This window comes from Klebsiella indica, from assembly GCF_005860775.1.
Lineage (GTDB): Bacteria > Pseudomonadota > Gammaproteobacteria > Enterobacterales > Enterobacteriaceae > Klebsiella > Klebsiella indica.
Map to the genome: position 1 here is coordinate 25,685 of NZ_VCHQ01000007.1, position 22,617 is coordinate 48,301.

19 protein-coding genes are annotated in these 22,617 nt (G+C 56.8%); 8 read left to right on the forward strand and 11 right to left on the reverse strand.

The genetic code is table 11. The features are described from left to right. Nucleotides 1-2 precede the first annotated feature (2 nt). The 3 genes from dcd to alkA all read right to left on the reverse strand — a co-directional run bounded on the left by dcd (nt 3) and on the right by alkA (nt 2,496). Nucleotides 3-584, reverse strand: a complete 582-nt coding sequence (gene dcd / locus FE839_RS05790) for a dCTP deaminase (RefSeq protein WP_138359894.1) — start codon at nt 582-584, stop codon at nt 3-5. Nucleotides 585-674: 90 nt separating this feature from the next. Then, entirely contained in the window at nt 675-1,316 is a 642-nt protein-coding gene (gene udk / locus FE839_RS05795) for a uridine kinase (protein ID WP_138359895.1), read from the reverse strand. A 331-nt stretch (nt 1,317-1,647) separates the two neighbouring features. Then, a complete protein-coding gene (alkA, locus tag FE839_RS05800) occupies nt 1,648-2,496 on the reverse strand; it encodes a DNA-3-methyladenine glycosylase 2 (RefSeq protein ID WP_138360040.1) in 849 nt (282 codons plus the stop codon). A gap of 136 nt (nt 2,497-2,632) precedes the next feature. On the opposite strand from alkA, the gene yegD reads away from it, so the two are divergent. Beyond that, nucleotides 2,633-3,988 (forward strand): molecular chaperone, encoded by a 1,356-nt coding sequence (yegD, locus tag FE839_RS05805; protein ID WP_138359896.1) that lies wholly within the window; start codon nt 2,633-2,635, stop codon nt 3,986-3,988. A gap of 2,039 nt (nt 3,989-6,027) precedes the next feature. Here the strand turns inward: yegD and FE839_RS05810 are convergent. Beyond that, nucleotides 6,028-7,311, reverse strand: coding sequence for a citrate synthase (locus tag FE839_RS05810; protein ID WP_138359897.1), 1,284 nt, complete (start codon nt 7,309-7,311; stop codon nt 6,028-6,030). 248 nt (nt 7,312-7,559) lie between these two features. On the opposite strand from FE839_RS05810, the gene FE839_RS05815 reads away from it, so the two are divergent. From FE839_RS05815 to FE839_RS05845, 7 genes are all read left to right on the forward strand, one after another. Further along, complete coding sequence (locus tag FE839_RS05815) at nt 7,560-8,465, forward strand: LysR family transcriptional regulator (RefSeq protein ID WP_138359898.1); 906 nt, start codon at nt 7,560-7,562, stop codon at nt 8,463-8,465. A 104-nt stretch (nt 8,466-8,569) separates the two neighbouring features. Further along, nucleotides 8,570-8,977, forward strand: a complete 408-nt coding sequence (locus FE839_RS05820; protein WP_138359899.1) for a DoxX family protein — start codon at nt 8,570-8,572, stop codon at nt 8,975-8,977. A gap of 10 nt (nt 8,978-8,987) precedes the next feature. Continuing rightward, complete coding sequence (locus FE839_RS05825; protein ID WP_138359900.1) at nt 8,988-9,944, forward strand: glutathione S-transferase family protein; 957 nt, start codon at nt 8,988-8,990, stop codon at nt 9,942-9,944. Between the two features lie 665 nt (nt 9,945-10,609). After that, the gene (locus tag FE839_RS05830; RefSeq protein ID WP_138360041.1) at nt 10,610-12,544 is read left to right on the forward strand and encodes a sensor histidine kinase; all 1,935 of its coding nucleotides are present in this window, start codon (nt 10,610-10,612) and stop codon (nt 12,542-12,544) included. Next, nucleotides 12,541-13,239, forward strand: coding sequence for a response regulator transcription factor (locus tag FE839_RS05835; protein ID WP_138359901.1), 699 nt, complete (start codon nt 12,541-12,543; stop codon nt 13,237-13,239). Before FE839_RS05830 ends, FE839_RS05835 begins: the two co-directional genes overlap by 4 nt. Before the next feature lie 366 nt (nt 13,240-13,605). Beyond that, nucleotides 13,606-13,746, forward strand: a complete 141-nt coding sequence (locus FE839_RS05840) for a small membrane protein (protein WP_138359902.1) — start codon at nt 13,606-13,608, stop codon at nt 13,744-13,746. Between the two features lie 106 nt (nt 13,747-13,852). Then, a complete protein-coding gene (locus tag FE839_RS05845) occupies nt 13,853-14,470 on the forward strand; it encodes a helix-turn-helix transcriptional regulator (protein WP_138359903.1) in 618 nt (205 codons plus the stop codon). 335 nt (nt 14,471-14,805) lie between these two features. Here FE839_RS05845 and FE839_RS05850 read toward each other — a convergent pair whose 3' ends face one another. From FE839_RS05850 to FE839_RS05880, 7 genes are all read right to left on the reverse strand, one after another. Continuing rightward, a complete protein-coding gene (locus tag FE839_RS05850) occupies nt 14,806-16,080 on the reverse strand; it encodes a dicarboxylate/amino acid:cation symporter (protein ID WP_138359904.1) in 1,275 nt (424 codons plus the stop codon). A 230-nt stretch (nt 16,081-16,310) separates the two neighbouring features. Then, nucleotides 16,311-17,825 carry an ABC transporter substrate-binding protein gene (locus tag FE839_RS05855; protein WP_138359905.1) on the reverse strand — a complete coding sequence of 505 codons (1,515 nt, stop codon included), beginning with the start codon at nt 17,823-17,825 and terminating at the stop codon, nt 16,311-16,313. Continuing rightward, nucleotides 17,806-18,837: an ABC transporter ATP-binding protein gene (locus tag FE839_RS05860; protein WP_171034830.1), complete on the reverse strand. Its 1,032-nt coding sequence runs from the start codon at nt 18,835-18,837 to the stop codon at nt 17,806-17,808. Before FE839_RS05860 ends, FE839_RS05855 begins: the two co-directional genes overlap by 20 nt. Further along, complete coding sequence (locus FE839_RS05865; RefSeq protein WP_138359906.1) at nt 18,837-19,817, reverse strand: ABC transporter ATP-binding protein; 981 nt, start codon at nt 19,815-19,817, stop codon at nt 18,837-18,839. Before FE839_RS05865 ends, FE839_RS05860 begins: the two co-directional genes overlap by 1 nt. Beyond that, nucleotides 19,814-20,659 (reverse strand): ABC transporter permease, encoded by an 846-nt coding sequence (locus tag FE839_RS05870; protein ID WP_138359907.1) that lies wholly within the window; start codon nt 20,657-20,659, stop codon nt 19,814-19,816. The genes FE839_RS05865 and FE839_RS05870 overlap by 4 nt, the downstream gene beginning before the upstream one ends. Beyond that, on the reverse strand, nt 20,656-21,594 hold the full coding sequence (locus tag FE839_RS05875; protein ID WP_138359908.1) for an ABC transporter permease: 939 nt from the start codon (nt 21,592-21,594) through the stop codon (nt 20,656-20,658). Before FE839_RS05875 ends, FE839_RS05870 begins: the two co-directional genes overlap by 4 nt. Beyond that, the gene (locus FE839_RS05880) at nt 21,594-22,493 is read right to left on the reverse strand and encodes a proline iminopeptidase-family hydrolase (RefSeq protein WP_138359909.1); all 900 of its coding nucleotides are present in this window, start codon (nt 22,491-22,493) and stop codon (nt 21,594-21,596) included. Before FE839_RS05880 ends, FE839_RS05875 begins: the two co-directional genes overlap by 1 nt. Nucleotides 22,494-22,617 lie beyond the last annotated feature (124 nt).

A 22,617-nucleotide genomic window follows, 5' to 3' on the forward strand; every position in this document is an offset into this window, starting at 1 on the left:
TATCAGTCCTTGTCGATCCGGCTCGCCACCGCACCCTGCTGGTCGCGATATTTAGCGTCTTCGCGACGGTTATAAGGACGCGCCGCCGGGCCGGATAAAGGTTCAAAACTTAACGCTCCGATAAGCATTCCCGGACGCAGCGCCAGCGGCAGCTTACCTGAATTATAGAACTCCAGCACGATACAACCGGACCAGCCGGGATCGATACGGTGCGCGGTCACATGCACCATTAACCCAAGACGCGCCAGCGAAGAGCGCCCATCGAGCCAGCCGACCAGGTCCGCCGGCAGCGTCACTGATTCAAACGTCACCGCCAGCGCCAGTTCGCCCGGATGGAGGAAAAACGCGTCGCCATCCTGCAGGACGATCTCCTCGCTCATTACGCGATCCAGCGCGGCGCTCACTTCCGTTTTCGGCCCGCTCAGGTCAATAAAGCCCGCCGTATGGCCGCGAAAGGTGCGGAATTTATTCCCCAGACGCACATCGACCGTCGCGCCATTAATGCGCTCAACCGGCGGGCGCGGATTAATCGCCAGCCGCCCTTCATCCAACCAGGCTTCTATATCTCGGTCGCACAGACGCATGAACGTTCTCCTTTAAGGCATTGCGCCCTTACGCCTTCCGGGGATAAGGGCAGGTTGTCTTCTCTTTGCACGTTACACAATTCGTTGGGGTTATTCAAAGAACTGACTGATTTTGGCCTTCAGAATATCGATAGCGATGCGGTTCTTACCGCCGCGCGGCACAATAATATCCGCATACTGCTTGGACGGGTCGATAAACTGCAGGAACATCGGGCGCACCGTTTTCTGATACTGCGCCATCACCGAATCCATTGAACGCCCGCGCTCGTTCACGTCGCGCTTGATACGGCGCATCAGGCAGATATCCAGCGGGGTATCGACAAAAATAGAGAAGCTGAGTTCATTGCGCAGGCGGGCGTCGGTCAGCAGGAGGATCCCTTCAAGGATGATCACTTTCTTCGGCTCAATATGGATGGTTTCCGGCATTCGGGTATGCTCAACGTAGCTATATACCGGCAGTTCAATCGGCTCGCCGTTCTTCAGCATCTGTAAATGCTGCAACAGCAGGCTGTGATCCATCGAACTGGGGTGATCGTAGTTGGTTTTTACCCGCTCTTCCATCGACAGATGACCTTGATCCTTATAATAACTGTCTTCCGGAATAACGCCGATATGTTCATCGCCGACCTGTTCACGTAATTCACGATAAAGCGTACTGGCGATAAGGCTTTTGCCCGAAGCCGATGCGCCGGCGATGCCTATGATGACGCACTGATGAGACGTATCAGTCATAACTTTTTTGCGACCTGATTAACCTGGAAATGTATACACTCGACCGTTCAAGCTGCCTTGTTGTCGGCGGCGCTGCTCGCTCAGTTCCCTGACGATCGTCAGTTCCGGGGCTCACGTCCCCGCCGCGTTGCACCGCTTGCCGCCTCACATTTTCGGGGCCAGCGCGGTTCAAAACGCTAACGCGCCTGGGGCGCATCTTGAATGATTTTGCGTATATGAAGGGTGGCGGTTAACCGCCAAACGCCGCAATTATAGGGATTTCAGCGCGTTGATACCAGTGCTATAGGTTTCATCCTGTAAACCGCCGTGTGGCAGGCAACGCAGCCCGGTCCTATTCCGCCTCCGGCAGCCAGCCTTCGCTATACCATATATGCAGCAATGCATAGGAACGCCACGGCTGCCAACGGCTGGCATAGCGCGCAATCCGCGTTGGCGTCATGCCGGGGAAACGCTGTTTAATCAGATAATCATCGGCCAGAAAGATATCCCGCGCCTGCCAGCCGCGTAGCGCGAAATAGTTCGCCGTCCAGCGGCCAATACCAGGTAGCGTCTGTAACTGCTTTATTCCGGCCTCAATATTATCCGGCGCGACCAGCGGCAGGTCGCCGCTGATGGCTGCCTGCGCCAGATGAATCAGCGCCTGCGCGCGCCGTAGGGGCATCCCCAGCGCCTTCAACGCCAGCGGATCGGTCGCTGCCAGCTGTTGCGGCTGCGGAAACAGAAAAAAACCGGGCGCATCGGGCAGCGGCTGGCCGCAAAGCGCCACCACTTTGCCGGTCAGTCTGGCCGCCATCGCCACGCTGACCAGTTGCCCCAGCACCGCGCGAACTGCTTGTTCAAAAGCATCGAGGGAGCCAGGCAGGCGCAACCCCGGCCCGTTCTGCGCAAGCGGACCCAGCGTCGTGACAATCTGCTGCGGCTCGCAGGATAAATCAAACAAGCGCCCAATCCGCGCCAGGCATTGGTCCTTTACCGGCTGTAATCCCGCGGAAAGCGTCACCCGCATCCCCTGCGCGGCGTCATCCGGGACGACGGTAATCAGCCCCGCATGCCCCTTCAGGGCGAAGCTGCGGATGTAGCGCCCGTCGGTAAAGGTTTCAACGCCCTGCACCGCACGGGCGCCAAGAAAACGAAACATCCACCGCCAGTCATAGGGAGAGTGCCAGGGTAACAGCGTCATCATTGCTCCTTTTTCTGCACGTCAATGATAGCGGTTTCGCGCCAGAGGTGCCTTGCTTTTAAATTCCAGTTGTCGCTGTCGCGCCAATCCGCTAAAGTCGCCCCCCTTCTTCACCGGCATGGGGATTTTGCAGGCTATGTTTATTGGTTTTGACTACGGTACCGCCAACTGTTCAGTAGCGGTAATGCGCGAAAATACGCCGCAACTGCTGACGCTGGAGAATGGCAGTGCCTTGCTGCCATCAATGCTTTCAGCCCCCACGCGCGAAGCGGTCAGCGAATGGCTTTATCGCCATCATAACGTCCCGACCCACGGTGATGAGAACCAGGCGCTGCTGCGGCGCGCCATCAGTTACAACCGCGATGAAGATATCGACGTACTCAGTCATAGCGTGCAGTTTGGCCTCGCCTCTCTGCATCAGTACATTGATGACCCGGAAGAGGTCTACTTTATCAAGTCGCCAAAATCGTTCCTCGGCGCCAGCGGGCTCAAGCCTCAGCAGGTGGCGTTGTTCGAAGATTTAGTCTGCGCCATGATGCTGCATATTAAGCTGCAGGCACAAACGCAGCTGACGGAAACTATCGACCAGGCGGTTATCGGGCGACCGATAAATTTCCAGGGGCTCGGCGGCGATGTGGCCAATGCGCAGGCTCAGGGGATCCTGGAGCGTGCGGCAAAGCGCGCCGGATTTCGCGACGTGGTGTTCCAGTTTGAACCGGTGGCCGCCGGGCTGGATTTCGAAGCGACCCTCACGGAGGAAAAACGCGTTCTGGTTGTCGATATCGGCGGCGGCACCACCGACTGCTCGTTGCTGCTGATGGGGCCGCCGTGGCGGCAAAAGGCCGATCGCCAGCAAAGCCTGCTTGGTCACAGCGGCTGCCGCGTCGGCGGTAACGACCTGGATATCGCGCTGGCGTTTAAATGCCTGATGCCGCTGCTGGGGATGGGCGGCGACAGCGAAAAAGGTATCGCGCTGCCAATTCTGCCGTGGTGGAACGCGGTGGCGATTAACGACGTTCCCGCACAGACTGATTTTTACAGCGCCGCCAATGGCCGCCTGCTGAACGATTTGCTGCGCAGCGCCCGCGATAGCGAGAAGGTCGCGCTGCTGCTGAAGGTCTGGCGCCAGCGTCTGAGCTATCGTCTGGTGCGTAGCGCGGAAGAGAGCAAAATCGCCCTTTCCGCACAGCCGAGCGTTACGACTGGCCTCCCCTTTATCAGCGAAGATCTGGCGACAGCCATTAGTCAGCAGGGGCTGGAAGCCGCCCTGAGTCAGCCGTTGGCCCGTATTATGGAGCAGGTTCAGCTGGCGCTGGATAACGGCAATGACAAACCGGATGTCATTTACCTGACCGGCGGCAGCGCCCGTTCTCCGCTGATTAAACAGGCGCTGGCGGCCCACCTGCCGGGAATTCCCGTTGCCGGTGGCGATGATTTTGGTTCGGTAACCGCCGGGCTGGCCCGCTGGGCGCAGGTGGTGTTTGGTGAGTGACGTCAGGTCTTTTTCAGGTAATGCAGCGAGGGGCGCGGGTCGGGTAGTGCCGCGCCATCGGGGGATGGCAGGCAAATTTTAGCTACCATGCCCGAATTCCTGTCAGGTGGCGGTTAACGCCTTACCTGACCTGGAAATTGATGAATACCAGGCCCCCTCCTTCAGGCGGCTGAGAACCCGTAGCCCCGGTAAGCGCAGCGCCACCGGGGAATAACGGGCGAGTTTTTGCTATTATGCCCGTATTTTTGCCGGGTGGCGGCTACGCCTTACCCGGCCTACTTAATGTCAGTCTTTCAGATGTGGCAGATATTTCCCAAGTTTTTATCACCCTCAGCGGTCAGGCAGTTGCAGGTTTACTGCGGGCTCACCGCAGGGGGGTTGGGCGCATCAGGGAAACCTGGCGGGAACGCAGGCGCGCATCCAGGACTGGCCGCCAGGACGGCGGCCAGAGGGCGTGTCGAGACAGGACGTCGAGTCGCGCCCGGTCCGCCAGATGAAGCCGGAGTGGAGCGGACCGCGCAGCGGCAGGTTTCCAGCGCCATGCCGGGGGTGCAGGGGGACGGGCGAAACGTCCCCCTGCCCGTTCACACGCAACGAACAGAAGAGTGACCGCGTACTGACAGTGAACGGAACAGCCCTCTGAACCGGAATATGAGAAGGCAGCATTGCGCTTTCCATACACGGTTAAACCTGATTAGTCTCCATTCCTGTGGACAAAGGTTCCGTTCACCGTAATCCCGCAGAAAATGAACTACCGTCGCCCGTGAACGGGTAAAGGGGGAGAAAACCGTCTCCCCCTTGTACAATCCCCGCGGTCCCGCAAAGAAACCGGTGCTGCGCACTGCGCTCACCTCCCGACCCTCAGCCTGCGGTCGGCTCAACTCGGCGTCATGCCTCGATTCGCCTCTGGCCGCCATCCCTGGCGTCCAGCCCTTGTCTTCGGGTCTCCGGTTCGCCGGTTTCAGCGGGCACCAGGGCATCGCTGTAGGTTCTGTGCTTTCAGCAGGGTATTAGTCGCTGCTTAAAAAAACAGTGTTTTATCACCTTCAGCGGTCAGACAGTTGCAGGTTTCCAGCGCAATGCCGGGGGTGCAGGGGGACGGGCGAAACGTCCCCCTGCCCGTTCACTCGCAAGGGTCAGAAAAACTATCTCCGTATTCACAGTGAACGGAACAGCCCACGGGACCGGAATGTGAGGCGCTTGCACAGCACCACCAGGGAGATAACAGGCCGGTTTTCGCTGCCATCCCCGCATTCCTGTCAGGTGGCGGCTGGCGCCTTACCTGACCTGGAAACCCATAAATACCGGGCTCCCCGCCTTCAGGCGGCTGAGGACCTGTAGCCCCGGTAAGCGCAGCGCCACCGGGGGATAACAAGCCCATTTAGCTATCATGCCCGCATTTTTGCCGGGTGGCGGCTACGCCTTACCCGGCCTACTCACTGTCAGTCTTTCAGATGTGGCAGGTGTTTTCCCAAGTTTTTATCACCTTCAGCGGTCAGGCAGTTGCAGGTTTACTGCGGGCTCACCGCCGGGGGGTTGGGCGCATCAGGGAAACCTGGCGGGAACGCAGGCGCACATCCAGGACTGGCCGCCAGGACGGCGGCAAGAGGCTGAGTCGCGGCAAGGATGCCGCGTCTCAGCCGGTCCGCCAGATGAAGCCGGAGTGGAGCGGACCGCGCAGCGGCAGGTTTCCAGCGCCATGCCGGGGGTGCAGGGGGACGGGCGAAACGTCCCCCTGCCCGTTCACTCGCAAGGGTCAGAAAAACTATCTGCGTATTCACAGTGAACGGAACAGCCCACGGAACCAGAATGTGAAGCAGGTTTAAGCGTGATGCCGAATCTGTATGAAATTATTGTGCCCGCATTTTTGCCGGGTGGCGGCTACGCCTTACCCGGCCTACTCACTATCTCCGTATTCACAGTGAACGGAACAGCCCTCTGAACCAGAATGTGAGGGGGCAGCGGGCCAGCACTGCGTCTTTCCATACACCGCCAGGCCGCGTCTGTCTCCACACCTGTGGATTAGAATACGTGCAACATCACCCTTTGCGGCGCGAAACGTAATCCCGCATTTTCTCACCGGTATAAATCTGCCGCGGACGATAAATATTCAGCGGCGTCTCATGCATCTCATTCCAGTGCGCCACCCAGCCGAGCGTTCTGCCGACGGCGGTAACCACCACAAACATTGACGAAGGCAGCCCCATCGCCTTCAGGATCACCGCAGTATAGAAATCAACGCTGGGCGACAGGCCATTCTCGACAAAGTACGGATCGGTCAGCGCCACCTCTTCAAGGGCCATCGCCACCTGCAGCGGCATATCAGACATCCCCAGCTCATTCAGCACCCGATGGCAGGTCTCCCGCAGAATAGCGGCTCTCGGGTCGAGGTTGCGATAGCGGGAATTACCGAATCCCAGACGGCGAAACGCCTGCGGATCGCGTTTCGCTTTACTGAGGAACGCGGGGATTTGATCAACGGTGTTAATCTCCTCCAGCATGCGCATACTGGCTTCGTTCGCCCCGCCGTGAGTTGGCCCCCACAGGGAAGCCAGCCCTGCGGCGATACAGGCGAACAGATTCGCGCCGGACGAGCCCGCCGCCCGCACCGTGGTGGTTGAGGCGCACTGCCCGTGGTCGGCATGCAGCACCAGAATCTGATTCATCGCCTGCTCAATCACCGGATTGAGCTGATAATCCTCAGCCGGAATGGCAAACAGCATATGCAGGAAGTTCCCCGCGTAGGAGAGATCGTTACGCGGATACTGCGCCGGTTGCTCAATGGAAAACTTATAGCTCATCGCCGCCAGCGTCGGCATTTTCGACAGCAAACGGGTAGCGGCCAGCGCGCGGTGCGCCGGGTTTTCCACATCCAGCACATCGTGATAAAACGCCGCCAGCGTCCCCACCAGGGCGCACATTAAGGCCATAGGATGGGAATCGCGACGAAAACTGCTGCACATACGCGCAATCTGCTCATGCACCAGGCTGTGGCGAGTAATATTTTCTTTAAATTGCTGATAGCTGGCTTCGTCTGGCGCATCCCCTTGCAGCAAAATCCAGGCGACCTCAAGAAAATCGCACTGGCGGGCCAGTTGATCAACCGGATAGCCCCGGTGCAGCAGAATGCTCTTTTCGGTATCAATATAGGAAATCGCCGACGCGCAGCCCGCGGTATTCGTAAAGCCGGGGTCAAAACTACATATCCCGAGCGGCGCAAGCGGACGGATATCCATGCCGACATGGCCCAGCGTTCCCGAGACCGTACTCAAAGGAATTGACTGTTGTTCATCCAAAGACAGCGTTAGCGATTTTGTCGTCATCCTGTAAGGTCCCCTTCCACAACACATGAATAATTAACCTGGACATTTTCCAGGCAGAATTGCCAACATAACAGAGTCGCCCGGGGATTCTTTGATATAAATAAAATCCGCGCAAAGAAACGCCCGTTTTCGTCGCCTCAAGCCTGCTGAGGCCTCTGCAACCGGGCCCTCCGCTCAGGCGATGACGTGTCCAGCGCCTTCTCCTTTGCTATAGTGCCACCACTGACAATACACCTCAGGAAAATCTTATGGAACGGCTGGATTGCGATCGAATGTTCGTTGCGGTAATGGAAACCGGCAGTTTTACTCTCGCCGCCCAGCGCTGCGGTACCAGTCACGGCCAGGCCTCGAAACTTATTTCCAGCCTCGAACGCAGCCTGGGCGTCAATCTGTTAAGGCGCAGCACCCGCTCACTGACGCCGACTGATGTCGGACTGGCCTACTATGAGCGCATCCGCCAGTTGCTGACTGACTATGATGAACTCAACGACGCGGTGCGGAATATCGCCAACGCCCCCTCCGGGCGGCTGCGGATCTCCGCTCCGGTGACCTTTGGCACCACGCAACTGGCCCCGCATCTGGTTACTTTCGCCCACCGTTATCCGGATATCGAGCTCGACGTCAGCTTCTCCGATCGGCTGGTCAGCGTGGTGGACGAAGGTTTTGACCTTGCGATACGTATTGGCAATCTGAGCGACAGCGCGCTGCTTGCCCGCCGCCTGTGTCCCATCCGCAACGTGGTGGTCGCGGCGCCGGAATATCTCTCTCGCCGAGGTGAACCGCCGCGCTGGGACGCCCTAAACCAACACGATCTGATTGTCGATACCAATTTTCGCGATCCCTGGCACTGGCCGTTCCTCGATGGGCAGCAGCTACACGCCCAGCCGGTCTCCGGTAAATTAAAATTTTCCAATGCTGAAGTTTGTCTGGCCGCCGCCCGCGCCGGTCTCGGCATCGCCCGGCTCCCCTATTTTATCGCCCGCCAGGCCATTGACGAAGGTAGCGTGATTCCGCTACTGACGGCTTACGAAGCGCCGCCGCTGGCGCTGTATGCCGTTTTCCCTCCCGCACGCTACCTGGCGCACAAATCCCGGGTGATGATCGATTTTCTGGCCGAAGTCTTTGCCAATGATGAAGAACGCGCCCGCTGTTGACATTATTTCCGTAATGGAAATAAACATGCGCCTTTTGCACGGATAATCAGACAAACGAAATCGAGTACAGTCTTCGCATACACTCACAGGAGAGGATTTACATCATGATTGACCAACGTACTGCCCCATATGCCGCTCTGGTTATGCGTCTTGCTTTAGGTATTCTGTTTCTCGCGCATTTTGGCCTGAAATTCTTTGTCTTCACGCCTGCTGGCACGGCTAAATTCTTCGCCTCCCTCGGACTGCCGGGCTGGCTGGCCTATATCACCATGACCGTTGAACTCCTTGGCGCGATCGCCCTGATCCTCGGCGTGTATACCCGCATCGTGGCGGTCATATTGATCCCTATCCTGCTGGGCGCCATCTTTACCGTGCACGGTCCCGCCGGGTTCTTCTTCACCAATCCTAACGGTGGCTGGGAATTTCCGGCATTCTGGATTGTCGGCCTGATCGTTCTGGCGCTGACCGGTGACGGGAAATACGCATTGAAACCAACGCCAGTAAAACTGTAACGGAGGCCGTATGCTGATCGACGGGAAATGGGCGGCGGAGTGGCACCCGGTACAGGCAACCGATAAACAGGGCGGCTTCGTGCGCCAGACCTCCAGCTTTCGCCACTGGGTGACGCCGGACGGTTCTCCCGGCGTCACCGGCGACGGCGGGTTTATCGCCGAGCCGGATCGTTATCATCTGTACGTGGCGCTGATCTGCCCGTGGGCTTCCCGTACGCTGATCGCCCGTAAGCTTAAAGGGCTGGAAGCGGTGATTAGCGTATCGGTCGTTGAGCCCTGGTTAATGGATGAAGGCTGGCACTTTGGCGATTATCCGGGTTCAGACCGCGATACGCTCAACCACGCCGAGTGGCTGCATCAGCTTTATACCCGGGCCGATCCGCGATTCACCGGACGCGCCACGGTGCCCGTACTGTGGGATAAAAAAACCGCGACGATCGTCAACAACGAGTCTGCCGATATCGTGCGCATGTTTAACACCGGTTTTGGCCAACTGGCCCGCAACGATATCGACCTTTACCCCGCCGCGCTGCGGGAAGAGATCGACCAGCTCAATGCGGAGATTTATCCGCAGCTTAACAACGGCGTCTACCGGGCGGGGTTTGCCACCACGCAGGTCAGCTATCAGCAGGCGGTCACGGACGTTTTTGCCATGCTCGACAAGCTTGAAGCGCATCTGGCAACCCGTCAGTTTCTCTGCGGAGAGACGTTGACCGAGGCGGATATTCGCCTTTTTGTCACCCTTATCCGCTTTGATGCCGCCTACCACGGCCTGTTCAAATGCAATCTGCGTAAGTTAGTGGAATATGGCAATCTCGACCGCTATCTGCGCCAGATTCTGACCATTCCCGGCATCCGCGAAACGGTCAATATCGACCATATCAAAAAGGGCTACTACTCTATTAAGGCGCTGAATCCGAACGGTATCGTCCCCGTCGGCCCTGACCTCAGCCGCTACGGATTTTAGCCGCAGACGCTTACCATAACGTCGGCGTGTTTAATCGCGCCGCCGTTATCACCGCGCCCGAACGTAACAACCGCGTTTTTTAACCGGGCGTAGTAATCTCAGCCGCATCACGCTTTGCCGCCAGTTCTCCCACAAAACGCGTTGCGGGGATAACAGCAAAAATTTTTATCTTCTGACTGAACTTCTGCCTTGCATTTTATCCCCCATTCCGAATACGTTAACGTTAATTAAGAATTTTCCTACTACTGATCCGGCCAGTTTTTTGGCCTACAGATAACGCTGGAATAATATTGTCGACACCAGCAGAATGCGGCGTCGTTTCATCCTATACCCTAAATAATTCGCGTTGCTTAGAGCCTATCCCACCAGGTGTTATTGGCGCAGCCAGTTTGAACACGGCCAGCGCGAAAGAACCGGAGCGTACACGTAGTACGTGAGGATTCTGAGCACTGCCCGGGTTCAAAATGACAAGCAAGGGTGAGCGGGCGTAACCAACGCATAAGCAACTTGACGTATGACGGATATACACACTTATTTCCCGGATTTCGGGCTGCGGTCGTCTGGCCGTTAATATCCTGTTGATATTATTGAACCATGCCGCAAGGGGGGCGTGATTGAATCGTTTGTACGCTGTTTTTGCTATCCATAACGCCGGGCCCGGCCGCATGCACCGCAGGCTGCCTTTTTGGGCATGGTGTGGCGTCCTTTTTGCCCTGCACATCGGGACGCCAGCTCACGCGGAAGTCCGCCAGTTGGGGATCGATATTCCGGTCTATTGGTATACCGACGCCAGCAATACGATGACGCTGGACGCCTTCCTCGCCTTACCCAAAGGCGCGCTGAAACCCGTGGCGCAGATCCCGTCGTTTGGCTATTCGTCAAAGACCCTCTGGCTCCGGACGTTATTGCCTGCGGACTATTTTTCCGGCGAACAGCGCTGGCTACAGCTTGGCCCGTCATATGTTGATCATATGACCGTGTTCTATCGCCCCTATGGCAGTGATGGCCCGTGGATACAAAAAGAGTATGGCGATCGCAGCGCCACCAGGGATAATGACATCGACTATCGTAAAAGCGTGCTGATTTTACCGCCGCCGCCAACGGCGGAGGGGTACGAGATGGTCTTCCGTCTCCGGAGCACCAGTACCCTTCTTTTGCTGGCGACCCTCTTCTCACCACAAGAGTTTGTGCATACGGCCACGCTCTCTACCGCCTTCTGGAGCTTCTACTTCGGCCTCGCGGCGATTGCCAGCGCTATCGCCCTGTGTCTCGCCATTGTACTGCGCCGCCGTTTATTTTGGGGGATCTGTCTGGTCTCCCTCAACTATCCGCTGGTCGCGGCCCTGCACGGCTACCCGGCATGGCTATTTGGCGACGCCGTTCTGCCAGTACAGGATTACATGATCAGCAGCATATCGCTGATGAGCTATGCCACCACCCTGTGGCTGCATAGCGAATTCTTTGATCTGAAGAAGAATATGCCGCGCCTGCATCGACTACTGCTGGCGGCGATAGGTTTGAATATTGTTCTGCAAATCAGTATTCCACTGGGATTTTACGGTCTGGCGATGCAAATTAAAGCGGGTGTGTTCTTTATCGCCGCTCCCCTTCTGCTGATAACGTCCTGGACCCTGTGGCGACGCAAAGCGGTTGATCGGAAAACGCTGTTACTCGGGATACTGCCGCCGCTATACGTAGGGTGTACCGGGCTGGTTCTCCTCTCTATCAACGGTATTATTCCCTTTCACAACATGGTTTATTCCGCCTGGCAGTACGCATTGCTAGTCCATATTTTCATCGTATTGATTATCGCCGTACTGCGGGTACAAGCGGAAAATCGCGCTCTGATGCGCAAGAAACAGTTGGCGCGTGAACTGCAGATTGAGCGCGAGGCCAGCTTCCACCAGCGCCAGTTTATGGGCATCGTGGCGCATGAGTTCAGAACGCCGCTGGCGGTTATTCAGGCAGCGCTGGAAAACCTGCGCCTGTCCGCTGCCACATTCACCCAGAGTTCGCGCCTCGATCGCATGCAACGGGCCACAAACCGTCTGGTGCAGCTAACCGATAATTGCCTGGCCGATGCCCGCCTCTCCTCCTACGCTCTGAGCCCCGATAAGCAGGATACCCCCCTGCTGCAGGTCATCTTTATGGCTGCGACAGTGGTGGATTTGTCGCTGGATCACTATTTAAATGTTGTCCTTGAAGGGCAAACCGTCGGCCCTGAGTCGCCTTCTCCGGTGCTGTTTATCGATAGCGGGCTGTTGTGTATTGCCATCGCCAACCTGCTCGACAACGCGGTCAAATATTCGATTTCCGGGGAGATTAGCGTCGAAATTTTTCAGCAGGAAAAATGGATTGAAATCCGTATTAGCGACCACGGCCCCGGTATTCCGCCTGAGCAGGTCGCGTATATTTTCGAACGCTATCGACGCGGCGAACCGCATGCGAACAACGCATCCGGCACCGGACTGGGATTGTACGTCGCCCGACAAATCATCCACGCCCACGGCGGTGCTCTCTCGCTGGCAAAAAATACCTCTGCCGGATGCCAGTTTGCGCTCACGCTGCCAGCGGCTATACAGCAGGAGGACAAATCATGACGTTACGCGTGGCTATCATCGAAGATAGCGCTGATTTACTCGACGAACTGCTGGCCTTTTTACGCCATCGCGGACTGGACGTCTGGGGCGTACGCAGCGCCGAAGTGTTCTGGCGACAGCTGCACCGCAACCCTGTCGATATCGTGCTCATCGACATCAGCCTGCCGGGAGAAGACGGATTTAGCGTACTGGACTATCTGCATGAAATAGGTCAGTACGGGCTGATTGTTATCACCGCCAGAGGGCATGAGCAGGACAAACTGCAGGCGTTTAATGCTGGCGCCGATCTCTATCTGATTAAGCCGGTCAATTTCTCCGCCCTCGCGGATAACATTCATGCGCTTGGCGCCCGGCTTCAGCAGCAAAAACCGCCAGCACAGGTTGATCTACCGGTCGCCGCAAAGCCGGCAACCGCCTCCCCGTGGAAATTGCACACCGATCAGTTGATTGCGCCATCGGGGCTCAGCCTGCCGCTGACCCAGCAGGAATACCGGTTGCTGGAAATCTTAATGCGTAACCGCAATGAAGTGTGCAGCAAAGTTGAGCTACACGATTGTTTGTTTACCGATGAAGGCGAGCCGGAGCTGCACCGAATTGACGTGGTGATCAGCCGCCTGCGGCATAAAGCCCGTCTTCACGGCATCACGCTGCCGATTCGCGCTATTTTTGGCAAAGGCCTGGCGTTCATCTCCTGATCTCTCCCCGTCCGGCAGCCGTTATGTTGCCGGCTGACGGCGACTCTTGCTGTCTCGCTTTTCCCCCTCACCGGATGAGTTCCGCATTTTTTGGTAACTTTTTTCGTTTTTTGAGAGAAATGAGAGGAATGAGACTGACGGACCACTAGGATTTTTCCTACATTGATTAGGCGTCGTGAACATACCGGCAACGTTTTCTGTAAAGAAAACAGGTTGTTGCAGAATTCAGCAATGACCACGCGCGAAGAGTTTGCCGTACGCTTTGGGCCATGCGCCGCCCGCACAACCTGTAGATGAATATAAAAATATTCTCGTGCCTGCGGTGTACGCTTTACTATCAAATAAATTTATTAAAGGATCCCAACCATGACCATGCAAACATGGTTAGCTTTACTGCTGTGCGTATTTTGCCTGTGCATTTCTGTCTACAGTCTTGTTTCTTATCTCAGAGACAGGAAAAAACAAAAGCTGCCGTTTTCAGCCAAGAACTCAATGCGTAGAAAATAAGGCCAGGCAATATAATAATAAAAAACTTGCATAGCAATAATCACCGCATACGCCGGAGGTATGGCCACGGAGTGGCGTTATGTTGATTCATCAGGAAAGTAACGCCATGAAAAAAATTAACATCGCAATCAATACCAAAAATACCTTCCTCAGAGAATCGCTGGTTTCAATGATCAACGAACTGATCCGCCATAATCGTCATCTGCACGTCACTTTTTCTTATAAGCATAATGATTTTTCAGATAAAGATATGATTATCGCTGAAGTTCTCCCCGGCGAGATTTATCTGTGTAATACCAGCATAAAAAACCGCAAAACGGGCAGTTCGGTGATTATATTACACAGCTATGACCCGCTGCCGGAAAAGGAACGCATTGTTAATTGTCTGAAGGGCGTTACCTTTGTCTCAATCAAATCCGTGCCTATTAATAAAATGTTTGACATTATTGCCGGGGAACTGAAAAAGAGTGAAAACCTGCCGCCAACGCCAACAGCCACTTCTGAGCTAATATGCAGCAACTGCCCGCATAAAATGCTATCAAGATCGCAGGTCGCCGTTGCCAGCGGTATTATTCATGGCTTCGACATCGGTAAAATATCCGCACTTCACAACGTGACGCCCAAAACTATCGTCTGGCACAAAAGTAAAATCATGGAAAAATATCGCCTTAATAATAATTATGACTTTTTTCAATTTATTAATTTATTGAAAGAGCGCTGGTAATCGCCCCAGAGTCAATCGTCAATAACGGAATGCGGGGCGAAATTAGGAATCTGACAGGTTATTTGACAAGGGATTCCGAAATATATCAAGGGGATGAAAAACATCTATTCAGTCGTTACTGACTGCATGTAACATGACCGGGTTTTCTGGTATGACGATACCGCCGCTAATACATTCTGCAACGTGCAGTCTGGTAGAAATACAATAAAAAAAACCTCTTTATCGAGGATTATTCACTTCGTCACATTGCCCCTCGCGTGCCTGTCAGGGGCCTCTTTTTTCAAACCCGCTTTATCCCCGGCATGAACGCCCCCCTCGCAGAGGGCGCATGTTTATCAGGCTTCGACCTGCTGAGGTCCGGCTTCGCTCTCCGGGATCGTATCCTCCAGTAAGCCTTCATTTTTTGACAGCATTGCCGTGGCGATACCGTTACCCAGCACGTTAATCGCCGAACGCCCCATATCGAGGAAATGGTCAATGCCCATCAGCAGCAAAATACCCGCCACCGGAATATTGAAGCTCGGAATTGTCGCGGCCAGCACCACCAGCGCGGAACGGGGTACCCCGGCAATCCCTTTCGACGCCAGCATCAGCGTCAGCATCATCACGCTAATTTCGCCGAAGCTAAGCTGAACGTTATAGGCCTGCGCGATAAACATCGCGGCGAAAGAGCAGTAGACCATCGAGCCGACGAGGTTAAAGGAGTAACCGATGGGCAGCACAAACGATGCGATGTTGCGCGAGCAGCCGAAGCTCACCAGGCGCTCCAGCGTCTTCGGATAGGCCGCTTCGGAACTGCTGGTGGTAAACGCCACCAGTACCGGGTCTTTCAGCATATTCAGCAGGCGAAACACCTCTTTTTTCAACACCATATAGCCCACTGCCAGCAGCACCATGCTGGTCAGCAGGATCGCCACGTAGTAACCGCCGATAAATGAAGCGTAGTTAAGCAGTATCCCCAGCCCCTGAGCGGCGATAACCGAAGAAATGGCCGCGAAAATCGCCAACGGTGCCACATACATCACGTATCCGGTCACCTTCAGCATAATATGGGAAACCACGTTAAGCGCCGCCACCAGCGGCGCATTGAATTTTTCTCCCAGCGACGCCCCGGCAATGCCGAAGAACATTGAGAACACCACGATTTGCAGAATTTCGTTGTTGGCCATCGCCTCTGTAATGCTGGTCGGGATGGTATGGGTCAGAAAACCTTTTAAGCTCATCCCGCTCACCGCCAGCCCGGTATCCACAGACGCCTGAGGGATCGCCAGGTTCAAACCGGCGCCAGGATGCTCCAGGGTGACAATGACCAGCCCGACCAGAATGGACAGAATTGACGAAGTGATAAACCACACCATCGCTTTACCGCCGACCCGCCCGATGGTCGCCGTTTCGCCAAGACGCATAATCCCGACCGTCAATGTACTGAAGACTAACGGCGCAATCACCATCTTAATCAGGCGCAGGAACACGTCGGTGAGCAACGTAATGTTTTCTGACCATGCGGTGATGGCGGCTGGCGCTGCGTATGCGTGGATGGCCGCGCCGGAGAGGATACCCAACAACATGAAAATGACGATGAACAGCGTGAGTTTGTTTGCACTTGCCACAAAAATTAACCCCTGATTTATTTAACCTGTTGATTTAATGCACATATATTCTATGTATTGGCGCACATTAAATATTCACCGCATAGATTGAATAAATGCCGGACCGGTCACAACTGTTTTTTAGTTTTTACAGGAAAAGTTAATCTGCACGTTGATGTACATCAATCCGGGCGGGTATCAGGGACGATCAAAAAAGCGCCGGCGACTGAAGCCGACCGGCGCAAGAGGCATCAGTTTTTGACGGTATCCTCAAGGAAGAATCGGCCCAGCGGATTCTGGTAAAAACCGTCAATATTTTTACGGCTGACGTTGCGGTACGGGCTGTAATACAGATCGATCCAGTTGACATCGGCCTTGGCCATTTTTTGCAGATCGATATACATCTGTTCGCGCTTTTTGCTATCCATTTCGACGCGCGCGGCAGCCACCAGCGCTTTCACCTTCTCGTTATGATAGCGGGTCATATAGTTCATATTGGCGTCGTGGCCAAGTACAAAGGTGGTTTTCTGGTCAGGGTCGAGAATATCGTTAGTCCAGTACATCACTGAAATATCGTAATCCCCGGCAACCAGCATATCCCAGCTCTGACTCGGATCGACCTTTTGTAAATTGACCGTCACCCCGGCTTTCGCCAGCTGCTGTTGCAATAAAATGGCGATTTGCTCGTCCACTTCATCCCCGGCGTTCACCACATAATTCAGCTTCAGGTTCTCGGCCCCCGCCGCTTTTAACATCTGCTTTGCCTTTTGCGGATCGTATGGCCGCCGCAGATTGTCCGCGTAGTGGTAAAGCGCCCCGGCCGGAATATAGGAGTTCGCCACCTGGCCATAGCCAAACGTCACGGTCTTGACGATCGCGTCTTTATCAATCGCAAAGTCCAGCGCCTGACGTACCGCCACTTTACCCAGCGCGCCGTGAGAATGGTTAATCAGCAGATGATCTTCGCGCGTGGAAGGATTGAGTTCAACCTTCAGATTCGCGTCCTTCTGTAATGACGCAATGCGCGAGAAAGGCACGTTCAGCGCGGCATCCAGTTCGCCCGCCTGCACTTTCAGCATACGGGTATTATCATCCGGGATCGTTAACCACTCCACGCCATCCAGGCTGACATTTTTCGCCTGCCAGAAGTAAGGATTCTTCACCAGCACGATTTTTTCACCGCGCTGCCACTCCTTAACGCTAAACGCGCCGGACCCCACCGGTTTTTCAGCAAATGCCTCTTCACCTTCCGCCTCCATCGCTTTTTGTGAAATCACCGAAGCATTGGGCAACGCCAGTTGCGACAAAAATGGCGCAGAAGGGGATTTCAGCGTCACCACCAGCGTGTGGGGATCCGGCGCCTCCGCTTTGGCGATAATGCTATACGAATCGCGCCACAGCGACCCCTCATCATCACGGATACGCATCAGGCTGAAGGCCGCATCGCTGGCGGTAACCGGCGTCCCGTCGGAAAATTTGGTATCGCGGATTTTAAAGGTATACACCTTACCATCCGGGGAAACCGTCCAGCTCTCGGCCACGCCCGGCTCCAGTTTCGTCCCCGTTTTATCGACTCGCACCAGCGGGTCGAAGACGTTGGAAAAGACCCAGTTATCGGCGTTTTGCGCCGATTTTATGGGATCGAAAGTGGTGCTGTCCTCGCGACGGCCTATGCTCAATACCCCCGCCGCCTGCGCCATTTCGCTTACCACGCTTAGTGCCAGAAAAACGCTGGCCGCCAGTAACTTAACATGCCTGTGCTTCATCAAAAGATCCCCCAGTCAAAGGAAAAACGGTCTCATCGCCTGTGTGGTTAAGTACGCAGGCATAAGTGCGGTCGGCAATCTGCCGGGTTGGTGGAGCGTCGGTGCGGCACTGCACCTGCGCATAAGGACAGCGCGGATGAAATGCACAGCCTTGCGGCACCGCGACGGGGCTGGGCGGTTCGCCTCCCAGCATATTCTTCGGCAACGGTTTGTCCGGGTCGATTTCCGGGATCGCCGAGACCAACGCGGCGGTATAGGGATGCAACGGCCGGGTGAAGAGCGCTTCCGCAGGCCCCTCTTCCACGATCCGTCCGAGGTACATGACCGCAACGCGATCGCAGAGCCGACGAACAATCGCCAGATCGTGAGCGATAAACAGAATCGCCAGCCCCATCGTCTCGCGCAGCGTCATTAATAAATTGACAATCTGTCCCTGAATGGAAACATCCAGCGCTGCGACGCATTCATCCGCCACAATCAGGCGGGGTTCCATGGCCAGCGCTCTGGCAATACCGGCGCGCTGACACTGACCGCCGCTAAGCTGAGCCGGTTTCGCGCTGGCCTGCTGCGGACGCAGGCCCACCTGGGTGAGCAGCTCCGCCACCCGCCGGTCAACCTCGCCCCGCGCCACCTTCCGATGTACGCGCAACACCTCGGCAATACTTTCCCCCACGGTCTGACGCGGATTCAGCGACGCAAAGGGGTCCTGGAAAATCATCGCGCTTTGCTGCCGCAAGCGGGCGATATCGCTGGTCAGGCCGTGGGTGATGCGTTGCCCCTCGAAGCGCACCTCTCCGCCGGCGACCCGCTCAAGCTGTAACAGCGCCCGTCCCAGGGTACTTTTTCCGCTACCGGATTCGCCGACCAGACCGAGCGTCTCGCCGGGATAGATTTGCAACGAGACCTGATTGACCGCATGTACGACCCGTTTCGGTTGCCAAAGTCCGCCGGAAACCGGAAAGGTGACGGAAATATTATCGGCCTCTAGCAGCGGCCAGTTAGCATGAGCCATTATTCCTCCCGCCGGGTAAGCGCTGGCAATATGTGATGACAGGCGGCCGCGTGGCTCTGACTCTCCTGCCGGTAACGCAGTAAAGGCTGGTGCTGGCAGGCCTCGTCCGCACGACGACACCGCGGATGAAAGCGACAGCCGGGAGGCAAGTGGTCGGCGGACGGCGGCTGGCCGTCGATGGTCGTCAACCTTCCCGGCCCGCCTTCGCTGGCCGGCTGGCAGTCGATAAGCCCGCGGGTATAAGGGTGCAGCGGCCCGGCCAGCACTTCGCGCTTATCGCCCACTTCACACAGTCGGCCGCCATACATCACCGCAATCCGATCGCAGGTTTGCGCCACCACGCCAAGGTCGTGAGTGATCATAATGACCGCCAGCCCCAGTTCGGCGCGCAGGTCGCTGAGCAGGCGCAAAATCTGCATCTGCACGGTCACATCCAGCGCGGTCGTCGGTTCGTCGGCGATCAGCAGCGCGGGCTCCGGCGCGAGGGCGACGGCAATCATCGCCCGCTGGCGCATACCGCCGGAAAATTCATGCGGATAGTTATTGAGCCGATTTTGCGGATCGGGGATCCCCACCTGGCGCAGCAGCGCCAGCGCGTCCTCCCGCGCCTGGCGACGGCTGGCGCCAAAATGGAGGCGGCGGCTTTCAGCAATCTGTTCGCCAATGGTCATCACCGGATTCAGGTGGCTGGTCGGATTCTGGAAAATCATACCGATTTCCCGCCCGCGCACCGCAGACATTTGTCCTTCGCTCAGGGCCAAAATATCCCGCCCGCCCAGCAGCACCTCGCCGCCGGTGATCCGCAATCCGGCCCCCGGCAGCAGGCGCATCAGCGCCCGGCAGGTCACGGTTTTTCCCGAGCCGCTCTCGCCGACCAGGCCGAGCATCTCCCCGGCGTCAAGACTTAACGAGACGTTATCCACCAGCGCGATATCCTCACCGCGCGTGACCGTCAGGCGATTCACCTGCAGCAGGCTCATACGCGTTCTCCTAACTTATCGCCCAGCCCATCGGCCAGCAGGCTAAATCCCATCGCCAGCAGCACGATAGCGAGCCCCGGAAAGGTGGTTATCCACCACGCGGTGGTGATAAAGCTCTGCCCTTCGGCAACCATGACGCCCCATTCAGCGGTCGGCGGCTGTACGCCGAGCCCCAGATAGCTCACCGACGCCCCGTTCAGCAGAACCAGCACACAGTCGGACATCGAAAAAACGATCGCCCCGGTCAGGGCGTTCGGCAGCAGATGACGGAACAAAATACGCAGATGGCCGTAGCCCAGACTGCGGGCCGCCAGAATAAAATCGCGCTGTTTAAGCGTCAGTACCTGAGCGCGCACCAGTCGGGCGTAGGAGACCCAGCCGACCATCGCCATGGCGATATAAAAGCTGCCCAGTCCCGGCCCGAGAATGGCGATGATCGCCAGCATCAGCACCAGAAACGGAAAGGCCAGGACGATATCGATGATGCGCATCACCAGCGCATCAGCGACGCCGCCGAGATAGCCGGAGAGCGCCCCGAGGGTGGTGCCGAGCATAAAAGGAAACAGCACCCCCAACAGGCAGATTTGCAGATCTATCCGCGCCCCCCACAGCACGCGGGAAAAAACATCGCGGCCAAAGTTATCGGTGCCGAACGGATGCGCGCCGCCCGGCGGCAGCAGAGCAGAAGAAGCATCCTGAGTAATCGGATCGAACGGCGCTATCCACGGCGCCAGACAGGCGACCAGAAGCCATAAGCCGACAATCGCCAGCCCGGCGTATAACGCCTGCTGGCGCGGAATGGCCCGGTGACGCAAACGGGATAAGGTCGCTATCGCCTTCATAGTTTTATCCTCGGGTCGAGCGCTACGGTCAGCAGATCCGCCAGCAGGCTGACCGCCACGGTGGCAAGAGCAAAGACCATCACCACGCCCTGCACCACCATGTAGTCGCGGCTAAAAATCGCCTTCACCAGCAGTTGCCCCAGACCGGGGATGGCAAACACGCTCTCGATAACCACCGTACTGCCGATTAACCAGCCAATATTCACCGCCAGCAGATTGATGGTCGGCACCAGCGAATTCGGCAGCACGTGCCGCCAGAAAATACGTCTTTCCCGCTGCCCGCGAGCCCGCGCCGCCACTACATAATCGCTACTCATTTCCGTCAGCAGGCTGGCGCGCAGGTTACGAATCAACACCGCGGAGAGCGCCAGCGCGACGGTCAGGCACGGTAGCGCCATATGATGCAACCGATCTAAAAAATCGCTACCGTAGCCGGAGACCGGAAACCAGCCGAGCACAATGCTGAACAGCAGAATCAACATGATGCCAAGCCAGAACGCCGGGAACCCGAGTCCGGCGGTGGTAAAAAGACGAATCAGCCGATCGGCGAGACGCCCGCGCTGGCGTGCGGCAATCGCCGCCAGCGGCACCGTCAACACGATCGCCAGCAGAACGCTGCCCAGCACCAGCCATAGCGTCGGCTCAAGACGCGAAGCGATCAGCTTCAGGGTATCGACCCGGTAAACAATTGACTTCCCCAGTTCGCCCTGCAGCAGGTTGCGCAGAAAATAACCGTATTGCACCCATAGCGGCTCATCCAGGCCAAACTGCGCGCGGATGCGGGCCAGCGCCGCCGGGGTGCTACGAACGCCCAGCAGAATGCGCGCCGGATCGCCGGGGATCGCGCGCACCATCATGAAGGTAATCAGGCTAATGCCGAACAGCACCGGCAGCAGCTGTAGCGGACGAAACAGCAGAAAGCGGTAACGATGCATCAACAACCTCCCGCGTCGCGCTGGCGCGCCAGAAAGTCGAGCAACACCGGATAGTAAGCCTGCGGCTCTTCGTAAAACGGCATATGGCTGCTGTTGGCAAAAATCGCGATTTCGGCATTTGCCAGCCCCTGCTTCATTTTCAGGGCGCAGGCGGGGGTCAGCTCATCATGCTGTCCGCTGATGATCAGGCACGGTACGCGGATTGAGGCCAGCTCGGCGCTGCGGTCCCACGCTTTTAAATTCCCGGTATAGAGGAATTCGTTCGGCCCCTGCATGGTGATATAGGGCCCCATATTCCAGTCCTCCAGCGAGCGCTTAACCGGGTCGGGCCAGACGTCGAGACGACAAACGTGGCGATAATTCAGCAGGGTAATCGCCGCCTGATAGGCTGGATGATCCAACCACCCCAGCGCCTCATAGCGCTGCATCATGGCGACGGTCTCCGCCCCCAGCGCCCCACGCAGGCGATTCAGCTCCTGCACCAGATGCGGCATATCGGCGACGGTGTTTTCCAGAATCAGCGAGCGAATTGCGCCTGGATGGTGCAATGCCACTTCAATCGCCAGCCACCCGCCCCACGAATGACCAAGCAGGTGCACCGGGCCAGTCCCCAGCGCCTGGCGGACGGTTTCCACTTCACGCACGTAGCGCGCCATAGTCCATAGGCTGGCGTCATCGGGTCGGTCGGATTTTCCGGTACCCAACTGGTCAAAAGCGATCACCCGGTAGCCGTGCTGTTTCAGGCAGGAGTGGGCCTCGCGCAGATAATCGCAAGGCAATCCCGGCCCGCCGTTGAGGCAGAGAACGGTCTCCTCGCCGTCGCCAAATTGATAGGCCACGACGTTATAACCGTCCACCGTAATGTTATGGCGCCAGTCGGCCGCTATTTCGCTCCACATGCTGTGTTCCTCATCGTCGATGGTACCCGTCTGTAGGGGGTGCTTTAACGCTAACGGCAACGCCGGGAACTGAACAGTTAGCAAAAATACTAGTTTTGCGCCGCGCCAGGGCGGCACCGGAATT